The sequence below is a fragment of the Spirosoma lacussanchae genome (assembly GCF_005870035.1).
Classification (GTDB): domain Bacteria; phylum Bacteroidota; class Bacteroidia; order Cytophagales; family Spirosomataceae; genus Spirosoma; species Spirosoma lacussanchae.
Map to the genome: position 1 here is coordinate 297,520 of NZ_SWJG01000001.1, position 21,080 is coordinate 318,599.

15 protein-coding genes are annotated in these 21,080 nt (G+C 56.6%); 9 read left to right on the forward strand and 6 right to left on the reverse strand.

Features of this window, described 5'->3' with window-relative positions:
- Positions 1 to 79: 79 nt before the first annotated feature.
- The 3 genes from FBR45_RS01285 to FBR45_RS01295 form a co-directional block, all read right to left on the reverse strand.
- Entirely contained in the window at positions 80 to 3,436 is a 3,357-nt protein-coding gene (locus tag FBR45_RS01285; RefSeq protein ID WP_138498607.1) for a choice-of-anchor I family protein, read from the reverse strand.
- A gap of 106 nt (positions 3,437 to 3,542) precedes the next feature.
- Positions 3,543 to 4,184 carry a deoxyribose-phosphate aldolase gene (locus tag FBR45_RS01290; protein ID WP_138498608.1) on the reverse strand — a complete coding sequence of 214 codons (642 nt, stop codon included), beginning with the start codon at positions 4,182 to 4,184 and terminating at the stop codon, positions 3,543 to 3,545.
- Between the two features lie 85 nt (positions 4,185 to 4,269).
- Positions 4,270 to 6,108: a pseudouridine synthase gene (locus FBR45_RS01295; protein ID WP_138498610.1), complete on the reverse strand. Its 1,839-nt coding sequence runs from the start codon at positions 6,106 to 6,108 to the stop codon at positions 4,270 to 4,272.
- 239 nt (positions 6,109 to 6,347) lie between these two features.
- On the opposite strand from FBR45_RS01295, the gene FBR45_RS01300 reads away from it, so the two are divergent.
- From FBR45_RS01300 to FBR45_RS01335, 8 genes are all read left to right on the forward strand, one after another.
- Positions 6,348 to 8,336: an acetoacetate--CoA ligase gene (locus FBR45_RS01300; protein WP_138498612.1), complete on the forward strand. Its 1,989-nt coding sequence runs from the start codon at positions 6,348 to 6,350 to the stop codon at positions 8,334 to 8,336.
- A 1,001-nt stretch (positions 8,337 to 9,337) separates the two neighbouring features.
- Positions 9,338 to 9,820: a response regulator gene (locus FBR45_RS01305; protein ID WP_138498614.1), complete on the forward strand. Its 483-nt coding sequence runs from the start codon at positions 9,338 to 9,340 to the stop codon at positions 9,818 to 9,820.
- Positions 9,821 to 10,143: 323 nt separating this feature from the next.
- Positions 10,144 to 11,166, forward strand: coding sequence for a sugar transferase (locus tag FBR45_RS01310; protein WP_317128588.1), 1,023 nt, complete (start codon positions 10,144 to 10,146; stop codon positions 11,164 to 11,166).
- Positions 11,145 to 12,068 carry a glycosyltransferase family 2 protein gene (locus tag FBR45_RS01315; RefSeq protein ID WP_138498616.1) on the forward strand — a complete coding sequence of 308 codons (924 nt, stop codon included), beginning with the start codon at positions 11,145 to 11,147 and terminating at the stop codon, positions 12,066 to 12,068. The genes FBR45_RS01310 and FBR45_RS01315 overlap by 22 nt, the downstream gene beginning before the upstream one ends.
- Before the next feature lie 16 nt (positions 12,069 to 12,084).
- Positions 12,085 to 13,302 (forward strand): glycosyltransferase family 2 protein, encoded by a 1,218-nt coding sequence (locus tag FBR45_RS01320; protein ID WP_138498618.1) that lies wholly within the window; start codon positions 12,085 to 12,087, stop codon positions 13,300 to 13,302.
- A 14-nt stretch (positions 13,303 to 13,316) separates the two neighbouring features.
- Entirely contained in the window at positions 13,317 to 14,813 is a 1,497-nt protein-coding gene (locus FBR45_RS01325) for an O-antigen ligase family protein (protein WP_138498620.1), read from the forward strand.
- Positions 14,776 to 15,987 (forward strand): glycosyltransferase, encoded by a 1,212-nt coding sequence (locus FBR45_RS01330; RefSeq protein WP_138498622.1) that lies wholly within the window; start codon positions 14,776 to 14,778, stop codon positions 15,985 to 15,987. The genes FBR45_RS01325 and FBR45_RS01330 overlap by 38 nt, the downstream gene beginning before the upstream one ends.
- A gap of 127 nt (positions 15,988 to 16,114) precedes the next feature.
- Positions 16,115 to 16,972, forward strand: coding sequence for a glycosyltransferase family 2 protein (locus FBR45_RS01335; RefSeq protein WP_138498624.1), 858 nt, complete (start codon positions 16,115 to 16,117; stop codon positions 16,970 to 16,972).
- Between the two features lie 5 nt (positions 16,973 to 16,977).
- On the opposite strand, the gene FBR45_RS01340 is transcribed toward FBR45_RS01335, so the two are convergent.
- The 3 genes from FBR45_RS01340 to FBR45_RS01350 are packed head-to-tail and all read right to left on the reverse strand — an operon-like array spanning position 16,978 to position 19,908.
- Positions 16,978 to 17,931: a hypothetical protein gene (locus tag FBR45_RS01340; protein WP_138498626.1), complete on the reverse strand. Its 954-nt coding sequence runs from the start codon at positions 17,929 to 17,931 to the stop codon at positions 16,978 to 16,980.
- Positions 17,928 to 19,103 (reverse strand): glycosyltransferase family 4 protein, encoded by a 1,176-nt coding sequence (locus FBR45_RS01345; protein ID WP_138498628.1) that lies wholly within the window; start codon positions 19,101 to 19,103, stop codon positions 17,928 to 17,930. The genes FBR45_RS01340 and FBR45_RS01345 overlap by 4 nt, the downstream gene beginning before the upstream one ends.
- Positions 19,104 to 19,125: 22 nt before the next feature.
- Positions 19,126 to 19,908, reverse strand: a complete 783-nt coding sequence (locus tag FBR45_RS01350; RefSeq protein ID WP_171044807.1) for a 4'-phosphopantetheinyl transferase family protein — start codon at positions 19,906 to 19,908, stop codon at positions 19,126 to 19,128.
- A gap of 229 nt (positions 19,909 to 20,137) precedes the next feature.
- On the opposite strand from FBR45_RS01350, the gene FBR45_RS01355 reads away from it, so the two are divergent.
- Entirely contained in the window at positions 20,138 to 21,070 is a 933-nt protein-coding gene (locus FBR45_RS01355; RefSeq protein WP_171044808.1) for a T9SS type B sorting domain-containing protein, read from the forward strand.
- Positions 21,071 to 21,080: the final 10 nt, after the last annotated feature.

Here is a 21,080-nt window from a genome sequence, read left to right on the forward strand (position 1 = left end):
TTTTCAGCCAAAAAAAGATGTCCCGATGATCATTCATGATAGCGAACGGTCATCGGGACGGAGTATGTACTGGGTTAGTTTACTGCCGGACTACTTTCACGGTTCGGGTCATGGTGGGGGTCTTGACCTGCAGCAGGTACAAGCCTGACGAGCGGCCCAGCTCAACGGTCTGCTGCTCAACGGCGTTGGCCTGCTTCACCGCCAGGTCGCTCACCGTACGGCCCTGCAAATCGCGAACGGTCAGCCGCAGGGGCTGCCCTTCAGCTCCGTACACACGAACGAGCACCTGCTCCGCGGAGGTGGGGTTGCCCGCTACCGTAACAGTAAAGGCCAATTCGGCTTCAGCAGCGGCTTTCCGGGCGCGACTCACGCAGAACGACGCGAAGTCGAAGGTGGTGCTGACGGTGCGGTTACCCTGCGTAGCCTGAATGAACAGCGGCTTCGGATCTCCACGTAGTTCGGCCTCAACCGTACCAGTCGGACTCGTCACCGACGCCCGACGAATACCGGGCGCGAAGAACGTAATGGGTGAGCCGTCGCCCCCGGCCGTTACGAACGTGATGGCTCCGGTCGAGCAGTCGTACGTGGGCGTCAGCAGCGTCAGGTCGTTGCCCGGGTTCTGACCGGCGCAGTAGGCGGCAAAATCGAACGTAACGCTGACCGACCGGCCGCTCTGGGTAGCGGTAATCGTAATGGGTTTCGGGTCGTTACGTAATTCGGCTTCGACAATACCGGTCAGGCTGGTTGGACCCGAACTGCGGATACCAGGCGTCTGGAAGGTAATCGGTGAGCCATCGCCCCCCACTGGCGTGTATGTAATCAGGCCCGTAGCGCAGTTGTAGGCGGGTTGCGCCAGTGACAGGCTGCTGACCGGGCTGCTGATCTGATAGACCGAAACCGAGTTGCTGACTTCATTGGCCAACAGCACCAGCCCCTTCCCGTTGGGGCTATCGGCCGCTGAAATATAAACGATGCCCTCGGCACCCCGGTCGTCGGTGGCGGCCGTAGCCGTGGGTGCGGTGCGATTAACGGAATAGGTCACAAACTGCGGGGCAGTGGGTACTGTCACGTCGTAGACCATGACCCCGCCAATGCGTTCGAGCGCAATGAAGGCGTAGGCCCGTCCGTTAATGATGGCGGTCGTGACGCCTTCGGGCTCGGGCCCTTTATCGTCGCTGCGATTTTTGACGGCCGGATTGCCATCGGTATTGCTGGCGTTGAAGAGCAGGGGTGTCTGGGCGCGGGTGATGCGTTCGAGCTGATCGCCACTATCCCAGACGAGGTTACCGCTAAGATCCCAGATCGAGAACGACCGGGCCCCGAACGCGTGAATCTGGTCGAAGTCGCCGTCGCCGTCCAGATCGCCCGACTGGTTCGTTACGTTCAGGCGTCCGAGCAGCAGATTATTTTTCAGGTCGGCCGCGTTCGGGAAAACCGTTGGGTCTAGTACATAACCACCCGCTCCGGCCCGCACTACTTCGCTCAGGGCGCTGTATTCGCGGGCGTCGCCTTCGTTGGCCGTGATCAGGTACGACTGGCCCCCCGAGGTAAAGGTAGCAATGGCATCGGGTTGATACAGGCCGAACACGGGCAGTTTCTGCAGCGCCGGTACACCACCCTGGTCGGTTGGGTCAAGGGCGTTGACATCAAGGTTGTGGTTCTTGAGCCCCAGGGGCTTGATGGCCGATACCGTTTTGCTGGTCAGATTAATAACAGCCAGGGCGTTGTTTTCCTGAAGGGTTACGTAAGCAGTACGCGAGTCGGGCGAGAACGTTACGTACTCTGGTTCGAGATCTTCGGCTACGCTGCTCCCGTTTTCTACGTTGCCTTTGCGGCCGTAGAGCCGGACACCGGCGCTGCGGAGGGCTGCCTTCTGATCGTTAAACGCGGTGAACCGAACGGTTGTGACCTGGCTTTGCGTTAGTGAGGCAATACCACCCGTCAGGTCGATTACCGTAACCGATCCTTCGGGGTCGACGCTGTAATCGTCGTTGGGTTCGCCTTCGTCGGCGGTTACGACATACCGGCCATCGGGCGAGAACCCTACCATGTCGGGCAGGGCGCCGGTCGTTACCTCTTTCAGTATCTGACCGTTCGGGTCAAAGAAGACCACTTTACCCGGCAACACTTTGTTCGTATTCTCGATGGCCGCTGCAATAAGACCGTCGCGGGTGGCAACGCTGTTGATGCTACCGCCCAGAGCCGCTACATTGATCGACGTAAGTGCTACCGGAGCCGATGGGTTGGCGAAGTTGACAACGTCGATGCGGTTGGCTACTGAGTTGGCGATAAACAAGCGTTTGCTGGTTTTCTCGTAAGCCACAATCTCCGATGAGCCCGCCGTTGGGTTGCGGTAGCTGGTCAGCAGTTGCAGGGTAAGCGCCGAAGTGGATGCAGGAGCCTGTTTGTCGTCATCGATAATAAAAACAAGTTGTGAACTGACCGAGCCAATCTGTACGCCACTGCCGTTCTGTAGCCGAAGTGTCAGGTATTCGTCGGCTTCGGGCAGGCCATCGTTAATGAGCGGAATCCGGTACGTGATGGCGCTGGTATTGGCCGGAATGGTCACGGTCACGGGCGCCGTGGCCAGCACAAAATCCTGACCGTTCTGGGCCGATGCGGAGCCGAGTGCCAATTGTACCGATCCAGTCGAGCTGCCGGGGCTGGTCACGGCGAGGGTTACCGAAAGCGTACCCGATGCTTCGCCGACGCTCCGGCTGGCTGCGCTGAAGGCTACCGTCGGCAGTGGGCAAGCGGAGCCAAACGTAAAGGCAGTAGTGCTGAACGGCAGATCAGGAGCAATACCGTCAATGGACTGATCGCCAGAGCTGTTGGCCTGTACCTGCCAGTTTACCGCGTTGTTCAGGACTACCGGATAACAGCTTCGGCTGATTCCCGTGCGCGGACCGGTGTAGATACCCACCGCAATTTCGCCGGTTAGCGCCAGGGCTGTTCCGCCCAGCGTCAGTCCGGTTCCGGCCAGCGTGCCGAATGTATTGGCCGCCACGCCGTTGTTCGAGATGGCTCCCAAAAACGTGGTCGGGGTATCGGCATCGGTGCCCAGATAGGCAAAGATCGCATCGTTCTCGTTCGAGATACCCCGGTTGCCGCTGATGGTGGCCGAGCCGACGCTCACTACTACGGGCGAAGCCGGACTCGGGTTGATGTTGGAGAACGCCACGACCGTACCGGCCGGAATAACAGTTCCGCCCGTGTTCCAGACCAGAATACTTTCGCCGGTATTAAAACCCGGGTTCTGCCATTCGTCGTCGCGGAAATAAATGGTGGTGTTGGCCGGCAGGGCATCCAGGGCCACAATGTTAAAATTATCGGTTCCGTCAGCATTGAAGCCGGTAAAGGCGATACTGCCCGGCGAGAGCTGCCCAAACGACAGAAGGGGCAGCAACAGCAGAAGACACAGGTAAAGCTTTTTCATGAACTTTGGGTCAGATCAGTAGTCGGTTAGAAACTGACGCAAAGTTCAATACTGGCAGATTATCAGTATTTTAAGAATGGGTTGGGGGCTTAACGTGCCGGTTATATTAGTCTGAAACCGACCGAATGGCCAGCCGCTCAACACCGGCCGCTACCAGCGCTTCCAGCTCGGAAAGGGTAGCTCCGTCGGCTGCGATCTTGACACCGACGGATCGGGGAACCTCCTGCCGAAACCGAAGGGCCGTATCGAGCGAGAAAGTCGATGGAAAAGCGCCGGTCCGGTCTTTGATGAAATCGGCACCGGCGTCGGCTGCGAGTTTGATCATCTGGTAGCGCTGGTCATCGGTCAGCAGGGCCGAATCCAGCACAACTGTCAGCAGGCGTTCCTGCGCGTGCACCATGGCTACCAGCTTGGCGACTTCGATCTTGAGCCAGACCGAAGCCGGCGAGAAGAGCGCTGATGTATTCAGGACCACCTCAATTTCTGTAGCGCCATCCTTGAGCGCGAGCTCAACCTCCAGCTGCTTGACCTCCGTCCGCTGGTACCCGAACGGGTAGCCCACCACCGCCGACAGGACCGCCGGATGCTCGTCGCCGAGTTCCCGCCGGATTTTTTTTACCCAGAACGGCGCCACGGTCAGACCTGCCAGGCCAAGCTGGGTAACATCGTCCATCGCTTCGTACTGTTCATTGACCGTCACGCTGGCGTGTACCAGCGTCCGCTCCATGTACGGGAAGAGGTGATTCATAACTAGTGATTGAGTGATTTCGTGAATGAGCGATTGAGTGGAAGCATCTACCGTTTTTCCACTCAATCGTTCATTCATGCAATCGCTAATTCAGGTATTTCAGCTTCACTACCTCTTTCGGGTCGAGGAAGCGCCACTTGCCGCGGGGGAGTTCTTTCTTGGTTAGCCCCGCAAAGGTGGTCCGGTCCAGCTTAGTGACCTCGTAGCCCAGGTGCTCGAACATCCGGCGTACGATGCGGTTGCGGCCCGAGTGAATCTCAATGCCAACGACCTGCGCGTCGGGGGTGATGATGCTCATCGAATCGGGCTTGATGGGGCCGTCTTCCAGCTCAATCCCTTTAAGTAGCGTTTCGAAATCCGCTTCGGTGATGGGTTTGTCGATTTCGACCTGGTAGATTTTGCGGACGTTGTTGGAGGGGTGCGTCAGCTTGTCGGCCAGTTCGCCATCGTTGGTCAGTAGCAGCAAACCGGTTGTTTTACGATCGAGCCGCCCCACCGGATACAGCCGGAAATTACCGGCATCGGCTACTAGCTCCATTACCGTTTTGCGTTCTTCCGGGTCGTCGGTAGTGGTGATATAATCTTTGGGCTTGTTCAGCAGCACATAAACGAAGCGCTCGGGGTTAAGCACCTTGGTGCCGTACTTCACGGTATCACCGTCTTTCACGCGGAAGCCCATCTCGGTAACGACTTTGCCGTTTACCGTAATGTCGCCTTTGCTGATCAGTTCATCGGCTTCCCGGCGCGAGCAAACGCCCGAGTTCGCGATGTATCGGTTCAGCCGGGTCGTGTTCGGATCGCCCGGTTCGCTGGTACGTGACCGATCGTCGACGGGGCGCGCCGGGGCTTTGCGGTCGGCTTTGGCGGGACGGTCTGCCGATGGACGCGATGGTTCGCTGTCGTCCCGGCGCGACCGGCGCTCGTAGGGCCGCTGGTCGATATTGTAGTTGGGCGCTTTTTCGTAGCGGCCGGTGCGCCGTTCGCCCGATTCTTTGCGTTGCTCCGGCGTAAATTTGTACGGTCCGTCGGTGCGGTCGTTGCTGCGCGAATCATCGTTCCGGCGGTTGCCGCGGGTATCTTCATCACGGCTGCGGTCAAAACGCGGCCGATCGTCGTTGCCCCGCTCAAACGAACGGTTACGCTCGTCGGCGTCGCGGTTGAAGCCACCTACGCGTTTGAACGCTGGTTTGTCGGCGCGGTCGGGCCGGTCGTTCCGGCCGCGGTCGAAACGTGGGCGCTCGGCTGACCCTTCGTCAGACCGGCCCCGCCGATCCGAAAAAGGCCGGGGCCGATCGGTATTGCGGTCGCGGTCAAAACGGGGCCGATCGCGGTCGTTGCTGCGCGAATCGTCGCTCCGGCGTTCGAAACGGGGCCGGTCGCCAGCAGGCTGGTTGCGCCGGTCGGTAAATGGCCGTTCCGGGCGGTCGTCGCGGCTGCGCTCGAAGCGGGGCCGGTCGGTATTGCGGTCATCCCGGCCACGGTCGTTACGATCAAACCGCTCGGGGCGGCTGTCGCGTTCGTTGCGGGTACTGTCGTTGCGGTCGTTGAACCGTCGTTCGTTCCCGAACCGGTCGGTTTTATTGGCGTACGAGCGGCCACCCCGGGAGTCGCCACTCCGGGAGTCGCCACTCCGGTCCGAAAAGCGGGGCCGGTCGCTGGTATCGTCTGTGCGTCGGGCCGGGCGGGGCCGGTCATTACCTCTGTCATTGGTACGGTCGGCTGACCGGCGTTCGTCGTTCCGCTCAAAGCGGGGCCGATCAGTAGGGTTGCTATCCCGGTTGAAGCGGGGGCGTGATGCGTCATCACTGCCGCTGCCGCGGGAAAAGCGGGGCCGGTCGTCATCCCGACGACCGAATGAACGTTGCTCACCATCACGGCGCGGCTTTTGGCCGCCGGCTCTGTTCTGATCAAAATCCTGGTCCATGGAAAAATACAGTAAGGTGTACTGTTTTGCTAAGTAAAAAGCGCTGATAATCAGGCTGTGTTGTTTGTACGGAGAAAAAAGGAGTGCAAAGTTACGGCTTTTCGCCACAACCCCTGCGAAGCCGTCTGAAGAGAAACGCATTTTATGACAAAAACAATCCAGAAGAGCCGTTAGTCGTTAGTCGATTAGTCGCTACACCCGAAAACTTCTGTCAACAACGTATTCCTTAGCACGCTTTTATGTCCCGCCCGACACTCACCCCGCTCTACATACCCGACTCGCGTACGGCCAGTCAGTCACTGATGAAGAAATACATCGACTGGCTATTCGTCAAAAAAGGCCTTTACTTCCGCGACTACGATGATTTGTGGGACTGGTCTGTCACGGATCTCGAAGATTTCTGGGAAAGCATCTGGCAGTTTTTCGATGTGCAGGCCCGAACGCCTTACACCCAGGTAGTGTATCGCCCTACCGATGCCGACATGATCGGTACCGACTGGTTTACCGGCGCTACCCTCAACTATGCCGAACATATCTTCCGACATAAGAGCAACCAGCCCGCTATCCTCTACGCAGCCGAAGGTCCCGAATCGCGCCGGCAGCGGTTGCTGGCCCTGTCGTGGGCCGATCTGGAGTATCAGGTGGCGGCTGTGGCTGCGTATCTGCGGCAGCAGGGCGTTGGGGTGGGCGATCGGGTGGTGGCAGTGTTGCCCAACTGTCCCGAAGCGGTGGTTGCTTTTCTGGCTACCAACGCCATCGGAGCCGTCTGGTCGAGCTGCTCGCCCGATTTCGGGACAGCCAGCATCGTTGATCGGTTTCGCCAGATTGCGCCTAAGGTGCTGATCGCCGTTGATGGGTACCTGTATGGGGGCAAAGCCATCGATAAAACCGAGGCCATGCGTGAGCTGCGCCGGAGTCTGCCATCGCTCCGGCAGGTGGTCTGGATGCCTTATCTGGACGAAACCAGCCAGCTCGAACGGGCCGACCTCTGGGAAGACGTACTGCAAACGCCCGCACCCGACGGACTGACCTTCGAGCCGGTACCGTTCAACCACCCGATCTGGGTGCTCTATTCGTCAGGGACGACGGGCAAACCAAAGGCCATCACCCATAGCGTGGGCGGCTGCCTGCTCGAACACCTCAAAGCGCTGGGGCTGCATCAGGACGTACGCGTTGGCGAACGTTATTTCTGGTATTCGACAACGGGCTGGATGATGTGGAACTTCGCCGTTGGGGCCATGCTGGTGGGGGCTACGCTGGTTCTGTACGACGGGGCGCCAGGGTATCCGGATATGGATATTCTGTGGAGTCTGGCCGAGCAGGCCCGTATTACACACTTCGGGGGCGGGGCGGCTTTCTATCTGGCCTGCCTGCGCGCTGGCCTGAATCCGGCTGCTACGCACCGCTTCCCCTATCTGCGGACCATCGGCTCAACGGGCTCACCCCTGCCAGCAGAAGGGTTTCGGTGGATCTATGAATCGATAAAGAAAGATGTCTGGCTGATCTCGTTCAGCGGAGGAACCGACGTCTGTAGCGGGTTTGTGGGGGGGAACCCCATGCTGCCGGTCTACGAAGGCGAAATTCAGTGCCGGTTGCTGGGCTGCAAGGTAGAAGCGTTCGACGAGCAGGCCAGGCCGGTACGGGGCGAACTGGGCGAAATGGTGATTCTGGAGCCGATGCCGTCGATGCCGATCTATTTCTGGAACGATCCCGGCAACGATCGATACCGCAAAAGCTATTTTGCCGACTACCCGGGTATCTGGCGACATGGCGACTACATCCGGATCACCGAGCGGAGCGGGGTTATCATCTACGGCCGCTCCGACGCCACCCTTAACCGCGACGGCGTCCGGATCGGAACCGCCGAAATTTACAGTGCCGTAGAGAGCCTGCCCGAAATAGCCGATAGCCTGGTCGTAGGAGTCGAGCAGCCGGGCGGGCAGTATTTTATGCCGCTCTTCGTCGTGCTGCACGACGGCGTCGAACTGACCGATGAGCTAACCAAACGTATTAAACAAACGCTGCGCAGCCAGTTCAGCCCCCGGCATGTGCCCGACGCTATCTACCAGATCGGCGATGTACCGTATACCATCAGCGGTAAAAAGCTTGAAACCCCCGTCAAAAAGATGCTGTCGGGGATGGACGCTACTCTGGCTACCAGCAAAGACACGCTACGGAACCCGGCCTCGCTCGATCAGTTTGCCGAAATCGTGCTGAAGCGAAACTAACGCGTTAGCTGGGTCGGACCAGGAGCTTCTCGGCAAAGTGCTCGTAGGCCAGCAGCTTCCTGACTATGTCTACGTCATCGTTGTTCAGCAGATCGCTAATAATCAGTTGATACAGGTTGGCCATATCCTGCAGTTTAGCCGCTGCGGACTGGCAACATGTTCATTGGCGAGTACGACATCTGGCACCTGCATGCCGATAGCCTCCGCCGGGTGGTGAGTGTAGTGTCGTAGAAGATCGAGCTGTTTGCCGGCAACGTAATTGAAATAGGGCCGTCGGCGACGAAGAACCGGACATGCAGCGCATCCTGACCATATATGGCCAGCTCGGCAATACCGATTTTGTTGAGCGAATGTTAAATTTATCTGGGAGAAAACGAGTCTACCCTGTTCTGAACAAAGTCAGGTCGGCGCTTGATCCAGCCTCTGAGAACTACGGGCAGCAGACGGTACAGCTGCTCTGAAGAGCCGGCAAAACCATCATTATTGTTGTCTACCTACTGACTACCGTTAGCAAGGCCGATACCATCATTATATTGAAGCAAGGGCGGGTTATTAAAAAAGGAAAGCACACAGAATTGCTGCGAAATGGCAAGGCGTATTTCGGTTCTGGCAGCAGCAGACGGAATGGATGTAGATTAAAAATTGATTAAAATATATAAGTATACTAACTCTTGCTAGTGAATAGATAATTAGTTAAATGGTTTAAGTAAATAAAGAGATTGTATTTGTATATACAGAATTGCTTATCGGTTGATTATAAGCCTCCTGGTTTTCGTAGAAACTAACAATTTGTAAAGTAGGGAAGAGCTCGTCGGATGACTTTGCTGGCTTTACGGACCGTCTAATAAATTTAGGGCACGATAGTCCCCTCAACCCACCAAATTAAGCTGGGATTCAAGCCATAAGTACGTTCGGTTAGCCGGATTAAAAGTTGTGGTTTTTTTATTAATCCAGTAACCGATAGAAATAGATACAGTCTAAACTTTCAAAACGCTCAATATATGGACCGTAAACACCGACTACTCATTGTGGACCAAAATCCGTACGTAGCCGATATTCTTGTACAGACGCTTCGCCAGGATTTTGCTATTACCGTAGCAAAATCTGGTCAGGAGGCCGCCCAGCTAATTGTGCAGGGTTGCCGCTTTGATTGCGTACTCACTGAACTGAACCTGCCCTCGCTGGGTGGGCTTGAACTAACTCGGCTCATTCGTACCAATCGGCTAATGAGTCACATTCCGGTTGTTGCCCTTTCCGACGCTCACGACAGCGACACACGTATTCGCAGTCTTGAGGAAGGAGTTGACAATGTCGTTCTGAAACCATTCAATCCACTGGAAGTAAAAGCAAAACTTCATGCCCTGCTACGGCGAACCGTATTCCCGGTCGAAGAAGGGCTTAAGCGACCCGTTCTGGCCCGGACGCAGCCACGAACTAATTTGCTCCGGCAGCTGAGATCACGCGTGATGTCTCTCATACTCTGAAAGAAAGCGCGGTTGCTCAATGCCATTTTTCCTGATTATTAATTAAACGGTTTTGCAGCACTATTACCTGATAAACTCACCTAATAACTTGCAAAATGTGTGCCAAAGTGTTGAAATCGGAATTGAAAAATGTAGTGACTCAGGTCAATTCCGGGAGTAAATCGTCCGATTTGTGTCTGATACTGTCGGAGAATGGCACCGCTGCAACGCATAGGATAACCTCAATCGTTGGAAAGTACGGCCCGGTTGAGCGTTATGAGAGCGTAAGTGAGTTCGAAAAAGGGCTATCAGAAGCGGTAGCCCTTAGCCTTATTATTGTTGATGTGAGCTACGAAAAAGACGTGGCCAACCTGATCCGTACCCACGTCCGACATCGACTGGTGCCGGTTCTGGTGATGTCGGACTCCGCCGAACCCCGGCTCTCATCGGCCCTTTTTTCGAGTGGAGTGACTGATATTCTGCTACTTGGCGAAGGCGATGGCCGGATTAATACCAAGATTCAGTATTACATCGACCTGAAAAAACGGATACAGACAAGCCAACGGGCCGAACGCACAACGCCATTTCAACATTTTCGGTTACCCTGGTGGAAACGGCTGATTGATATCGCCGTTTCGTCAATTGCCTTATTGATTCTATCGCCTTTGCTATTGCTGGTAGCAATCGCTATTGTTATCGACAGTAAAGGCCCCGCTTTTTATATGTCAAAACGCGCGGGAACAAATTTCCGGGTGTTCAATATGTATAAATTCAGGACCATGAAGGTCCAGGCCGACCAACAATTGAGTAGCATGGCCGCTAGCAATATCTATGCCAGTATTTCGGCAGAATCGCCAGGCATTAATGATTTGTCGGCGGCAGGAGAACGGCTGTGCACCGATTGCCAGCAGCAGGGAACCAGCTGCCAACGACTGCTGATCGATCATAACCAGACCATCTGTGAGAAGCAGTACCTGCGGCAAAGTAATGAATCCGCTAAGTTCATGAAATTCCGCAACGACCCGCGCATTACCCGGCTGGGTACGTTTCTGCGGAACAGCAGTATTGACGAGTTGCCGCAGTTGGTAAATGTGCTGCTGGGCGATATGTCACTAGTAGGGAACCGGCCGTTGCCGCTGTACGAAGCCGAAAAGCTAACCTCCGACGAGTTTGCGCAACGGTTTGCCGGCCCGGCGGGCCTGACGGGTTTATGGCAGATAAAAAAACGGGCCAGGGGGCAGGGGCCCATGTCGGATCGGGAGCGGACCCTGCTTGATATTGATTATGCCAGCAGTTTCTCGTTCCGAACGGACGCGTATATCATATGGCGAACCTTTTTCAGCTTATGGCAGAAGGAGAACGTCTAACCCCCGCGCCTGCCTGCGTTTCTATTGTTACCATCAATTATAACCAGGCCGAAACGACCCGCGAGTTTCTGGAGTCAGCCCGTATGCTAACCTACCCGAACGTTGAAATCGTGGTGGTGGATAACGCGTCTGAAACCGCTTTACTTACCCAGATCGACCCCGCCCGGTACCCGAATCTGAAGGTCGTGCGGAGCGACACGAACCTGGGCTTTACGGGGGGCAATAACCTGGGCATGGACCACGCGCGGGGCGACTATTTCTTTATCGTCAATAACGATACCGAGCTGGAGCCGTCTGTCCTGGAAGCCTTGCTGGCGCCTTTCGACCTGAATAGTCAGGTTGGCGTTACATGCCCCAAAATTCGCTTCTATGATTCGCCCCGGCTGGTGCAGTATGCCGGCTATAATCCGATGAACATGTACACGGGCACGGCGACTATAATTGGTTACAATCAAACCGACGACGGACGCTACGACCGGCCCGGCCCAACCAACTTTGCCCACGGCTGTGCCATGCTCGTGAGCCGGAAGGTGGTTGAGCGGGTAGGCCGGTTTGCCGATCGGTTCTTTCTGTATTATGAAGAACTGGACTGGTCGCAGCGCATACGCAATGCCGGTTTTCTGATTTATTACCAGCCGCAGGTTACGATTTTGCATAAAGAGTCGGTATCGGTTGGTCGGGAAAGTCCGCTGCGTACCTATTACCTGACGCGCAACCGGATCCTGTATATGCGCCGTCACTGTTCGTTGTTTCAACGTTTGGTTTTTTATAGCTTCTTTGCGGCACTAGTGTTACCGAAGCACGTGATTTCGTATCTTGCAAGAGGGCAGTTTACCCATGCCCGTGCTTTCCTGAACGGCGTGCTGTGGAACGTCCGATCGGCCAGTGTCTCCCCGGTTTAGCCCCTTCATCTCCCCCATGATCAGTACCCTCTACGACCTGACGGCCTATGCCTTTTTTCTACTAGTTTTTGTAGTTCTATATACATACATGGGCTACGGAGTGCTGGCGTGGATACTGGTGAGCCTGAAGGCGCGGCTGGGCAAATCGGCTGCCTTGCCCGGTCCGGCCGGGACGTTACCGCTGGTAACGCTGGTAGTACCTGCCTATAACGAACGGGCTTACCTGCCCGAAAAGCTCCAGAACTGCCTGGCCCAGGATTATCCATCCAGCCAACTTAACCTGCTTTTCGTGGTAGAAGGTTCGACGGATGGGTCAGCGGAGTACCTGGAGCAGCGCCGGGCTGATCTGCCGAATCTGACCATACTGTCGGGGTCCGAACGGTTGGGGAAGGTAGCAGCCATGAACCGCGCCATGCAGCAGATTACGACGCCGATCACCATTTTCACCGATGCCAATACACACCTCAACCTGGAAGCGGTCAGTCGGCTGGTACGTCGGTTCAACGCGCCGACGGTAGGGGCCGTCACGGGTGAAAAACGGATTCGGCAGGCGGGCTTCGAAGCGGCAGCGGGCAGTGGGGAGGGGCTTTACTGGCGGTATGAGTCATTCCTCAAAAAACTCGACGCCGAGCTGTATACCATTGTTGGCGCTGCGGGAGAACTGTTTGCCATTCGAACGGAACTATACGAACCGGTTGAGACGGATACGCTACTCGACGATTTTGTGATTTCTCTGCGCATTGCGGGCCGGGGTTATCGGGTGGCCTATGCGCCGGATGCCTACGCGCTCGAGTCGCCTTCGTTTTCGGTCGGGGAGGAGATGAAACGAAAGGTTCGCATTGCTACGGGGGGCTTCCAGGCCATGAAACGACTGGCGTATCTGCTGAACGTGTTTCGTTACGGCTGGCTGAGCTTTCAGTACGTATCGCACCGGGTGCTGCGCTGGGCCGTTACGCCGTTTTGTCTGCCGTTGCTGCTGCTGCTCAACGCCATTATGCTGACTCGGCCCAACTCGGCTTCGACGCGGTTCTGGTGGTTGCTGTTTGGGTTACAGCTTGTTTTTTACGCAGCAGCCATGCTTGGCTACGTGCTGGAGAATCGGCAAACGCGCTGGAAACTCACGTTTGTGCCGTTCTACTTCGTGTTTATGAACTGGTGCGTGCTGCTCGGTTTCTGGCGCTATGGCAACGGCTCGATTTCGGGTGTTTGGGAAAAAGCCCGCCGGGCCGCCTAATTTTTTGACTTTGTATGTTCAATCAATCGCTTTCTCTGGAAAACCTGCTCCGCGACAGCCGCTGGGTGTACGGTCTGATCGGGGTGATCTGTGCGCTGATAGCCGGCGTGCTCCTGGGCGCTTACGGGATTATGGGGGCGCTGATGGCCGTTGGGGTACCGGTAGGGCTGCTGACGCTAGTGGGGATACTGCTCGAACCCCGGCTGGGCCTGCTGATTTACATCAACCTGAGCTTCATTCTGGGATTCACCCGCTTTCTGCAGACCGAAGCTCCGCTGGGCATGTCGCTGGATGCTATTCTGTCGCTAACCCTGATCAGTGTGTTCCTGAACGGGAAACGCATGGCCTGGTCGCGGCTCAAAAATCCGGTTTTTTACCTGCTCATTCTCTGGCTCACGTATACGCTGCTGGAGTATTATAACCCCGATGCGCCCGCCCGGCAGGCCTGGTTCTATCACATCCGGTCGTTTTCGATCAATTGGTTCTTTCTGGCCATCATCGTTTTCGTTGCTCCCATCACCCGCAGCGATATTCACACGCTAATCAAGTTATGGGTAGGCTGGTCGGTGCTGGCGGCTTTCTGGGCGTTCAAACAGCAATACATCGGGCTGGCGGCTGCCGAACAGCGGTGGCTGGCCGAAGGCGCCGAACGCACCCACATCCTCTGGGGACAGCTACGGAGTTTCTCCTTTTATTCGGATGCCGGGCAGTTTGGGTCCGAGATGGCTGGCGTCACGCTGATCTGTCTGATCTTCTTTTTCGAGAGTAAACGCTGGCTCAACAAAATTGGCTACCTGACCCTGGCGCTGATTCTGTTCTGGGGCTTTGCGGTGTCGGGTACCCGCAGCGCCTTGTTTGGATTGCTGGCTGGTTACCCGGCCTACCTGTTTCTGATGCGGCAGCTGAAGCCTATCCTGCGCGGTATTGCGGTAGCTACGCCAGTGCTGCTGGTGCTGGTATTTACAAACTTCGGCGATTCTGTTTACCAGATTTACCGCATACGAACGGCCCTGCGCCCCACCAAGGATGCGTCGTTTATCGTACGGCTCGAGAACCAGGCCAAACTACGGGCCTACCTGAAAGACCTGCCGTTCGGAGCCGGTATCGGGTCGTCGTCGGGGGCCGGGCAGCGCTTCTCGCCGAACCATTTTGCGTCGCAGATTCCGACCGATAGCTGGTATGTTCAGATCTGGATCGAGACGGGCCGGGTCGGGTTATCGCTGTATCTGTTCGTACTGGCCGGTATCATCCTGACGGGCGTATACAAGGTCTGGCAGATTCGGGACGACCGATTACGAATTATCATGATTGCGCTGCTGGCCGAGTTCATCGGGATTGCCTTAGTGAGTTATTCGAACCCGATTCTGGGGCAGTTTCCTACCAGTACCATGCTATTCATCAATTCTGTCCTGTTTGCTACCGGCGAACGCTGGGACATTCCCATCCTCCCCAAGAAACCTCCTCTTCACAGCTATGAACCCCAACGTCTTCATAGACAACACTCCTTTTGACGGTATTGTCTGCATAGGCCAGACGTCGTGGGAGGGCAATTTTCAGAAGGCTGTCGTGCAGCTGATGACCGAACTCTCGGCCCGGCACCGGGTGGTATTTGTCGATTATCAATACACACTTAAAGACCTGGCCAAAGGACTGACCGGCCGTACCGACATACCCGTACGGCCTATGCTGGGGCTGGCTCCCTCGCTCAACCGGAAACTGTTCGACAACGGCACCGAAGCGTATATCTGGCATCCGCCCGTTATGTTGCCCATCAACTGGCTGTCGGCGCGGTCGCATGATCGGGTGGTGCGCTGGAATGTGAACCGCCTGACGGCCGGGCTCCGGACTGTGATGAAACAACTGGGTATCAGTCGTCCGCTGGTTATCAACGCCTTCAATCCGGTGTTTGGTCTGCCCATGCTGAGGCAGCTGAACGAATGGGCCACCATCTACTACTGCTTCGACGAGATTACCATGTCGCGCTGGATGAGCCGCCACGGGGGGCGGTACGAACCTTTGTACCTGCAGGGGGTCGATGCCGTCGTGACTACCTCCGAAACGCTCCGGCAGTCGAAGTCGATGCTGCAGCCCCGCACCTTCTGCGTCAAGAACGGGGTCAACTTTGAGCTTTTCAACAAAGCCCGCTCGTTTACCGACCAGACCGCGCCGGACCGACCGGTTGTCGGTTACCTCGGTACCGCCGACGACCGAATCAATCTGCCGCTGGTAGAGCACTGCGTTCGGACAATGCCCGACCTTGATTTTATGTTTGTGGGCGAGGTAAACGAACCCACGATCCGGGTTCAGCTGGCTCCGTATCCCAACGTAAAGTTTGTTCCGCCCCACCAGCCAGCCGAATTGCCTCCGCTTCTGGCCCGGATGAGTGCCGCCATGATTCCGTTTGTCTGTAACGAGCACACCTATACCATCTACCCGCTGAAAATCAACGAGTACCTGGCGGCCGGGCTACCGGTGGTGTCAACCCCGTTCTCTCTGCTGGACGATTTTGCCGGTATCGTCGAACTGGCCGACACGCCCGACGCCTTTGTGGCGGCCCTTCGGCGGGCGCTGGCCGATACCAGTCGGCAGCGGCTCGATCAGCGAATTGCACTGGCCAGAGCCAATTCATGGTCACACCGCTCTGAAGAATTTGAGGCCGTTATCAGGCAGCTACAGCCCGCCTGATCGGGTAAGCGCCGTGTTTTTAATTTACCTATTAGTTCTACCAATTAATAGATCTCTGTTTTGCGGGGTTACGGCTTCGTAAAAATAGCGTAACTTAAACCTTTCTTTTCAGCAAGTAGTCTCCGCAATGAATTGGTTTAAGAACCCTGACTGGATCAACCAACACGCCTATCCGTATGAACGGCTGGCCGACGTTCCCGGGTCAGTGTTTGCGGCAATCAATGCCCGGCTGGATAAACAGCCCACCGGAAAGCCGGACGTATCTATTGTGATTGCGGCTTATAATGAAGAAGTTAACCTGATTCGCTGCGTTAGTTCGCTCGCTGCTCTCGAAACCAGTATTCCGTTCGAGATCATTGTCGTCAACAATAATTCTACAGATCAGACGGCAGAAACGCTGGATCGGCTGCATGTCCGGTCGGCTTTGCAACCCATACAGGGCTGCGGTCCGGCCCGGCAAATGGGGCAGGAGCTGGCGCTGGGCGATTACGTGCTGCTGGCCGATGCCGACTGTCTGTACCCCCCTGTCTGGCTCGATGAGATGACCCGAAAACTCCGGAAGCCGGGCGTATCCTGTGTCTATGGCCGCTACTCGTTCATTGCTCAGGATGATATGCCGCGCTGGCAACTGGCGCTGCACGAAACCCTGCGCGACCTGATTGCTGAAGTACGGCACGTTAACAGGCCCTACCTGAACGCCTTCGGTATGAGCATGGGCTACAACCGGGAAGCTGGCCTGAAAGCGGGGTTTGTGATGCAGAATATCCGGGGCGAAGACGGGCGGATGTGTTTTGATCTGATGCAGTACGGCCGGGTAGCAGCCATGAAAAATAACGCGGCCTGTGTCTGGACCGGCCCCCGGAGCCTGCTGCGCGATGGAAATTTCTGGCAGGCGCTGGGCAAACGCGTGCTTACCGAATTGCAGCGGCCGTTGTCTTACCTGACGCCCCACCCGCCCCACGATACAAAAACGTCGAAGAATTAAGGGCCCTAAAACAGGCTGTCGACGAACCCGAATACCTCTTCAACGGTGCGGGCGTGCTGGATGCTGGCGCCCGACAGGGCCGGAAAAATCGTTTCGTATTCGTTGAAATCGTGCTCTTTGCCACCACTGGGGTGCGACAGGATAATGTTGATTCCGCCGAAATAGCTGGCCAGCGCAGCCGTACCGCCGTGCATCGAGATAAAGCGGTCGCAGTTGGCGTATACCAGCAGCTGGAAGTGGTTGTAATTATCGACCGACGAGCGGTTCTGCTCGTACAGATCGTTCATGAGCAACACCTCGGGGTGGTGTTCGCGGAGCCAGGCGTGTTCGTGCAGATCAAGCGTTTCGCTGTTATCGCCCACGATCTGAGTAGCCAGCGGGCGGTTGTAGATAATCTGGTACTTGTTTTTGCAGGCCGTAACGATCCGATCCAGCGCCGGGATGTCGAGAAAGTTAATGGGCGGCTGGTCCCACTCTATATTATATTTATTGGCGATGACGAGCGTTGGCTTGCTGTAGCGGAAACGGGTATTCTGATAGTGGGTTTTAAACGGCACGCGCGTCCATTTCGAGAAATCGAAGGTGGGGCTGTGGGTCATGTTCGGAACATCATAATACCCGTAACCGGCCTGCCATACTCGCTTTTCATACCGCTCTACGTGATCGGGGCTGAAGAAGTAAAACGCTTTTGTGTTGGAACAGCCAATGGTTTGTTTCAGGGTTCCGTTGCAGTAGTGCCAGTACGCAAAGGGTAGCACGTAGCGCAACTCCTGGTCAAATTCGCCGTGGTAATCAATGACTTTGTAGGGCTTTTTGCTGACAAAATCCTGCCGGATAAACCGAAGCTGGTTCAGGCGGGCAAAGTAATTGTCGCGTACGAAATACCGCAGATCGCGTCGGAGCCGGGGGTAGTTCAGGGTGGCTACAACGTAAAGTGCTTTGAGAAATAAGCGTTTCATGCAGGCTGATCAATGAATACATCGGGAAACGACCGTTGGGTCGCCTGGGCGCTGACCTGCTGATAGACGTTCAGCAGGCGGTTGGCGGTATGCTGCCAGGAGAACAGAGCGGCCCGCGCCAGCCCTTTCAGTCGTAATGTCTCGCGCAAAGCGGGCTGGGTAAGCAGCCGATAGAGCTGGGTAGCCATGTCTTCAACCGACGTTGGATCGGCCAGCAGGGCTGCGTCGCCGGCCACTTCGGGCATGGCCGAACTGCTGGCCGTCAGCACGGGGGTACCGCAGGCCATGGCTTCGAGGATGGGCAACCCGAAACTTTCTCGCAGGGACGGGCACAGAAAGATCGTGGCTGCATTGTAGATCAGGGGTAAGGTCGTGTTCGGGATGTAGCCGGGCAGGATGATATGATCGGCCAGGGTATGTCCACCCATTTCGCTCAGCAGTTCGTTAACGTACGAAGGCGATACGTTCAGCATCACCAGCGGCAGCGAGAGCTGCTTGCGCCGTTGCAGTAACAGCAGGGTTTTCAGTACGTTTCGTACATTTTTCTTGGGGTCGGCATTACCCAGGAAAAACATGAACTCGTCGGGCAGGCCGTACTGGGTGCGTACCTGGGCCAGCAGGTCAGGATTGTCGATGACCCGGAACTGGCTACTCACGGCATTATGCACCGTAACGACCCGTTCGGGCTCCAGGCGCAGGTGCTCGATGATGCGCTGCCGCTCGTAGTCCGAGACGGTAACGATGCGTTCGCAGCTGGCTACGACCCGCGGAACGTTCCAGCGCCGGTACAGATTGCCGATCCGCTGGTACCAGTTGCCGCCCGTCAGGAATCGGTTTTCCAGAAAAATGATGTCGTGCAGTGTTACCACCAGCGGCACCGGTCGGCGGAGGGGGGCGGTATTGGCGGTGCAGTGCAGCATATCAAGGCCGTATTGACTGACGGCTTTGGGGAGCGTATACTGTTCCCAGGCTGGGTAAGGGCCACCCGGCAGCTCGACAACCGTCAGGTTGGGCGCACTAGGCAGACTATCGGGCGCGATGTCGGGCTTCACAAAGACTACGTATTCGTGCTCCGGGTTATTCACCAGCGCCTGTATGGTTTCCAGGGCTACGATGTCCATACCGTGCTTGTGGGGGCGGAGCAGGCGCTGTGCTTCGATGCCGATTTTCATAAGATGCAGGAGTCTGTTAAGCCTAACATGAGAGCGTATAGTGAGTAGCCAACGCGAGCCGGTAGAGGGCATCGGGGGTAAGCGTATAGAATGCCGGCCTGTCAGAAAGGTCTTTGCTGGCCACGGCCGCGCTGTAAGACCCGGTCAGGTCGAAGCTGCGCACTGCCCAGTGGCCCGGCTGTCCGATGGCCGACGCCGATACCCGATGCTGGCCATCGAGACACGGAATGGCCGCCGGGTCGTTGCCCAGCCCCTGGCCGGTGGCCTTGATCAGTGCTTCCTTGCGCGTCCAGAGCTGGTAGAATCGGCGTTGCGGCTCGGTGACGCTGGTTATGTACTGCTGTTCTGACAGGCTGAAGGTCGATGGGAGCAGGTCGCTAACCGGAAAGTCCGGCCTGATTTCTTCCACATCGACCCCGATAGGCCGACGCGCTATGCCGATCAGAACCCAGCTGCCTGCGTGCGATACGTTGATATGCCAGCCCGTTGTTGGGTCCAGTTCGGGTTTCTGGTTCGGGCCTATTGTGAAGCGCACCTGATCGGGCTGCTGACCTGTATAGGCACTGACCAGCAAACGAAGCCAGCCGCGCGCGCAGCTGAAGCGGTGCTGGTCGGCTGCCTGCCGGTAGCGGCTGGCCCGATCCAGTTCGTCGGGGCTGAGCCAGCTGCGTAGCCAGGGCAGGCAGGTCGTTTGATCGGGCAGGAACACCCGAAACACCGCCAGCGGCCCGGGCAGGGAGCCAGGTCGGATAGGCTGCCAGTCTGGGGGCAGCCACGACACACACGAAACGAACGCAGCAGGCATAGAAAAACAAAGAAAGACCTCCTCAAAAAGTGACATAGATGACAACAGTACGAGGCTTACTACGCTTGTTGGTCACCAATAGTCTTTTTGATCTCTATAGTAGTGACGTCATTTAGTGCGATTAGTCATAATTAAGAAGAAAAAATCTTTCTGCGTTTGGTCGCGGTGGTCGTTCATGGTCAGTGCAATAGCTTATCAGGGTGGTTGGAGAGAATGCCGGATGGGGCGAATGATAAGGGCGCTGGTCGTTGGCTGGCTGAGTGTGGCTGGAGCCATGGCGCAGACCTGCCCGGAGTCGGGAGGACCGTTGATCGTCAGCGAAACGTTCGGACGTACAGCCGGCCCGCTGCCTGAGAATCAGACCTCGTACCGGTACGTGGACCGAACCTGCCCCGACGATGGTGAGTACACCCGGACTACGGCGCTCGACAGTGCCTGCTTCAGCAACACCTGGCACGTTATTCCGCGCGATCATACGCCGGGATCGGCCGGGGGTAATATGCTGATCATCAACGGGAACTTCGAGCCGGGTGAGTTTTATCAGCAGTCAGTAACGGGGCTTTGTCCGAATACGACCTACGAAGTGTCGGTCTGGGCGCTGAACCTGCTGCGGGCGGGCATCTGCGAAAACAGTATCCGCCCCAACCTGACGATGCGTGTCGAATCGGCCGATGGCGAGGTGCTGCAGCTGATCGATCTGGGCGAGATCATAGAGACCGAACGACCCGACTGGCGCCGGTACGCTACTGTCTTCAGCGTTCCTAAAACGTCGGCTACCGTTGTGATCCGGTTTATCAACAACCAGGGCCTGCGGGGCTGCGGCAACGATATGGCGCTGGATGATATTCAGCTCCGGCAGTGCAGCGTCTGCGCCACCAACCCGGTTCAGATTCCGGATGTGTTTACGCCCAACGGCGACGGTATAAATGACGATCTGGCCGTCTATCTCGACACCATGATCGCCTACGATCTGTCTATTTTTGACCGCTGGGGTACGGTCGTTTTCACCAGCAACACCCAGTCGCGCCGGTGGGATGGCACCTATGCCGGGCAGCATTGTCCGGCGGGTGCTTACACGTACCAGATTGCTTATCGACTTAGTGGGGTCAACAGCCCCGACAAACCTTACGTGCAGACCGGCCGAGTTTTGCTGCTGCGCTAACCGTCATCAC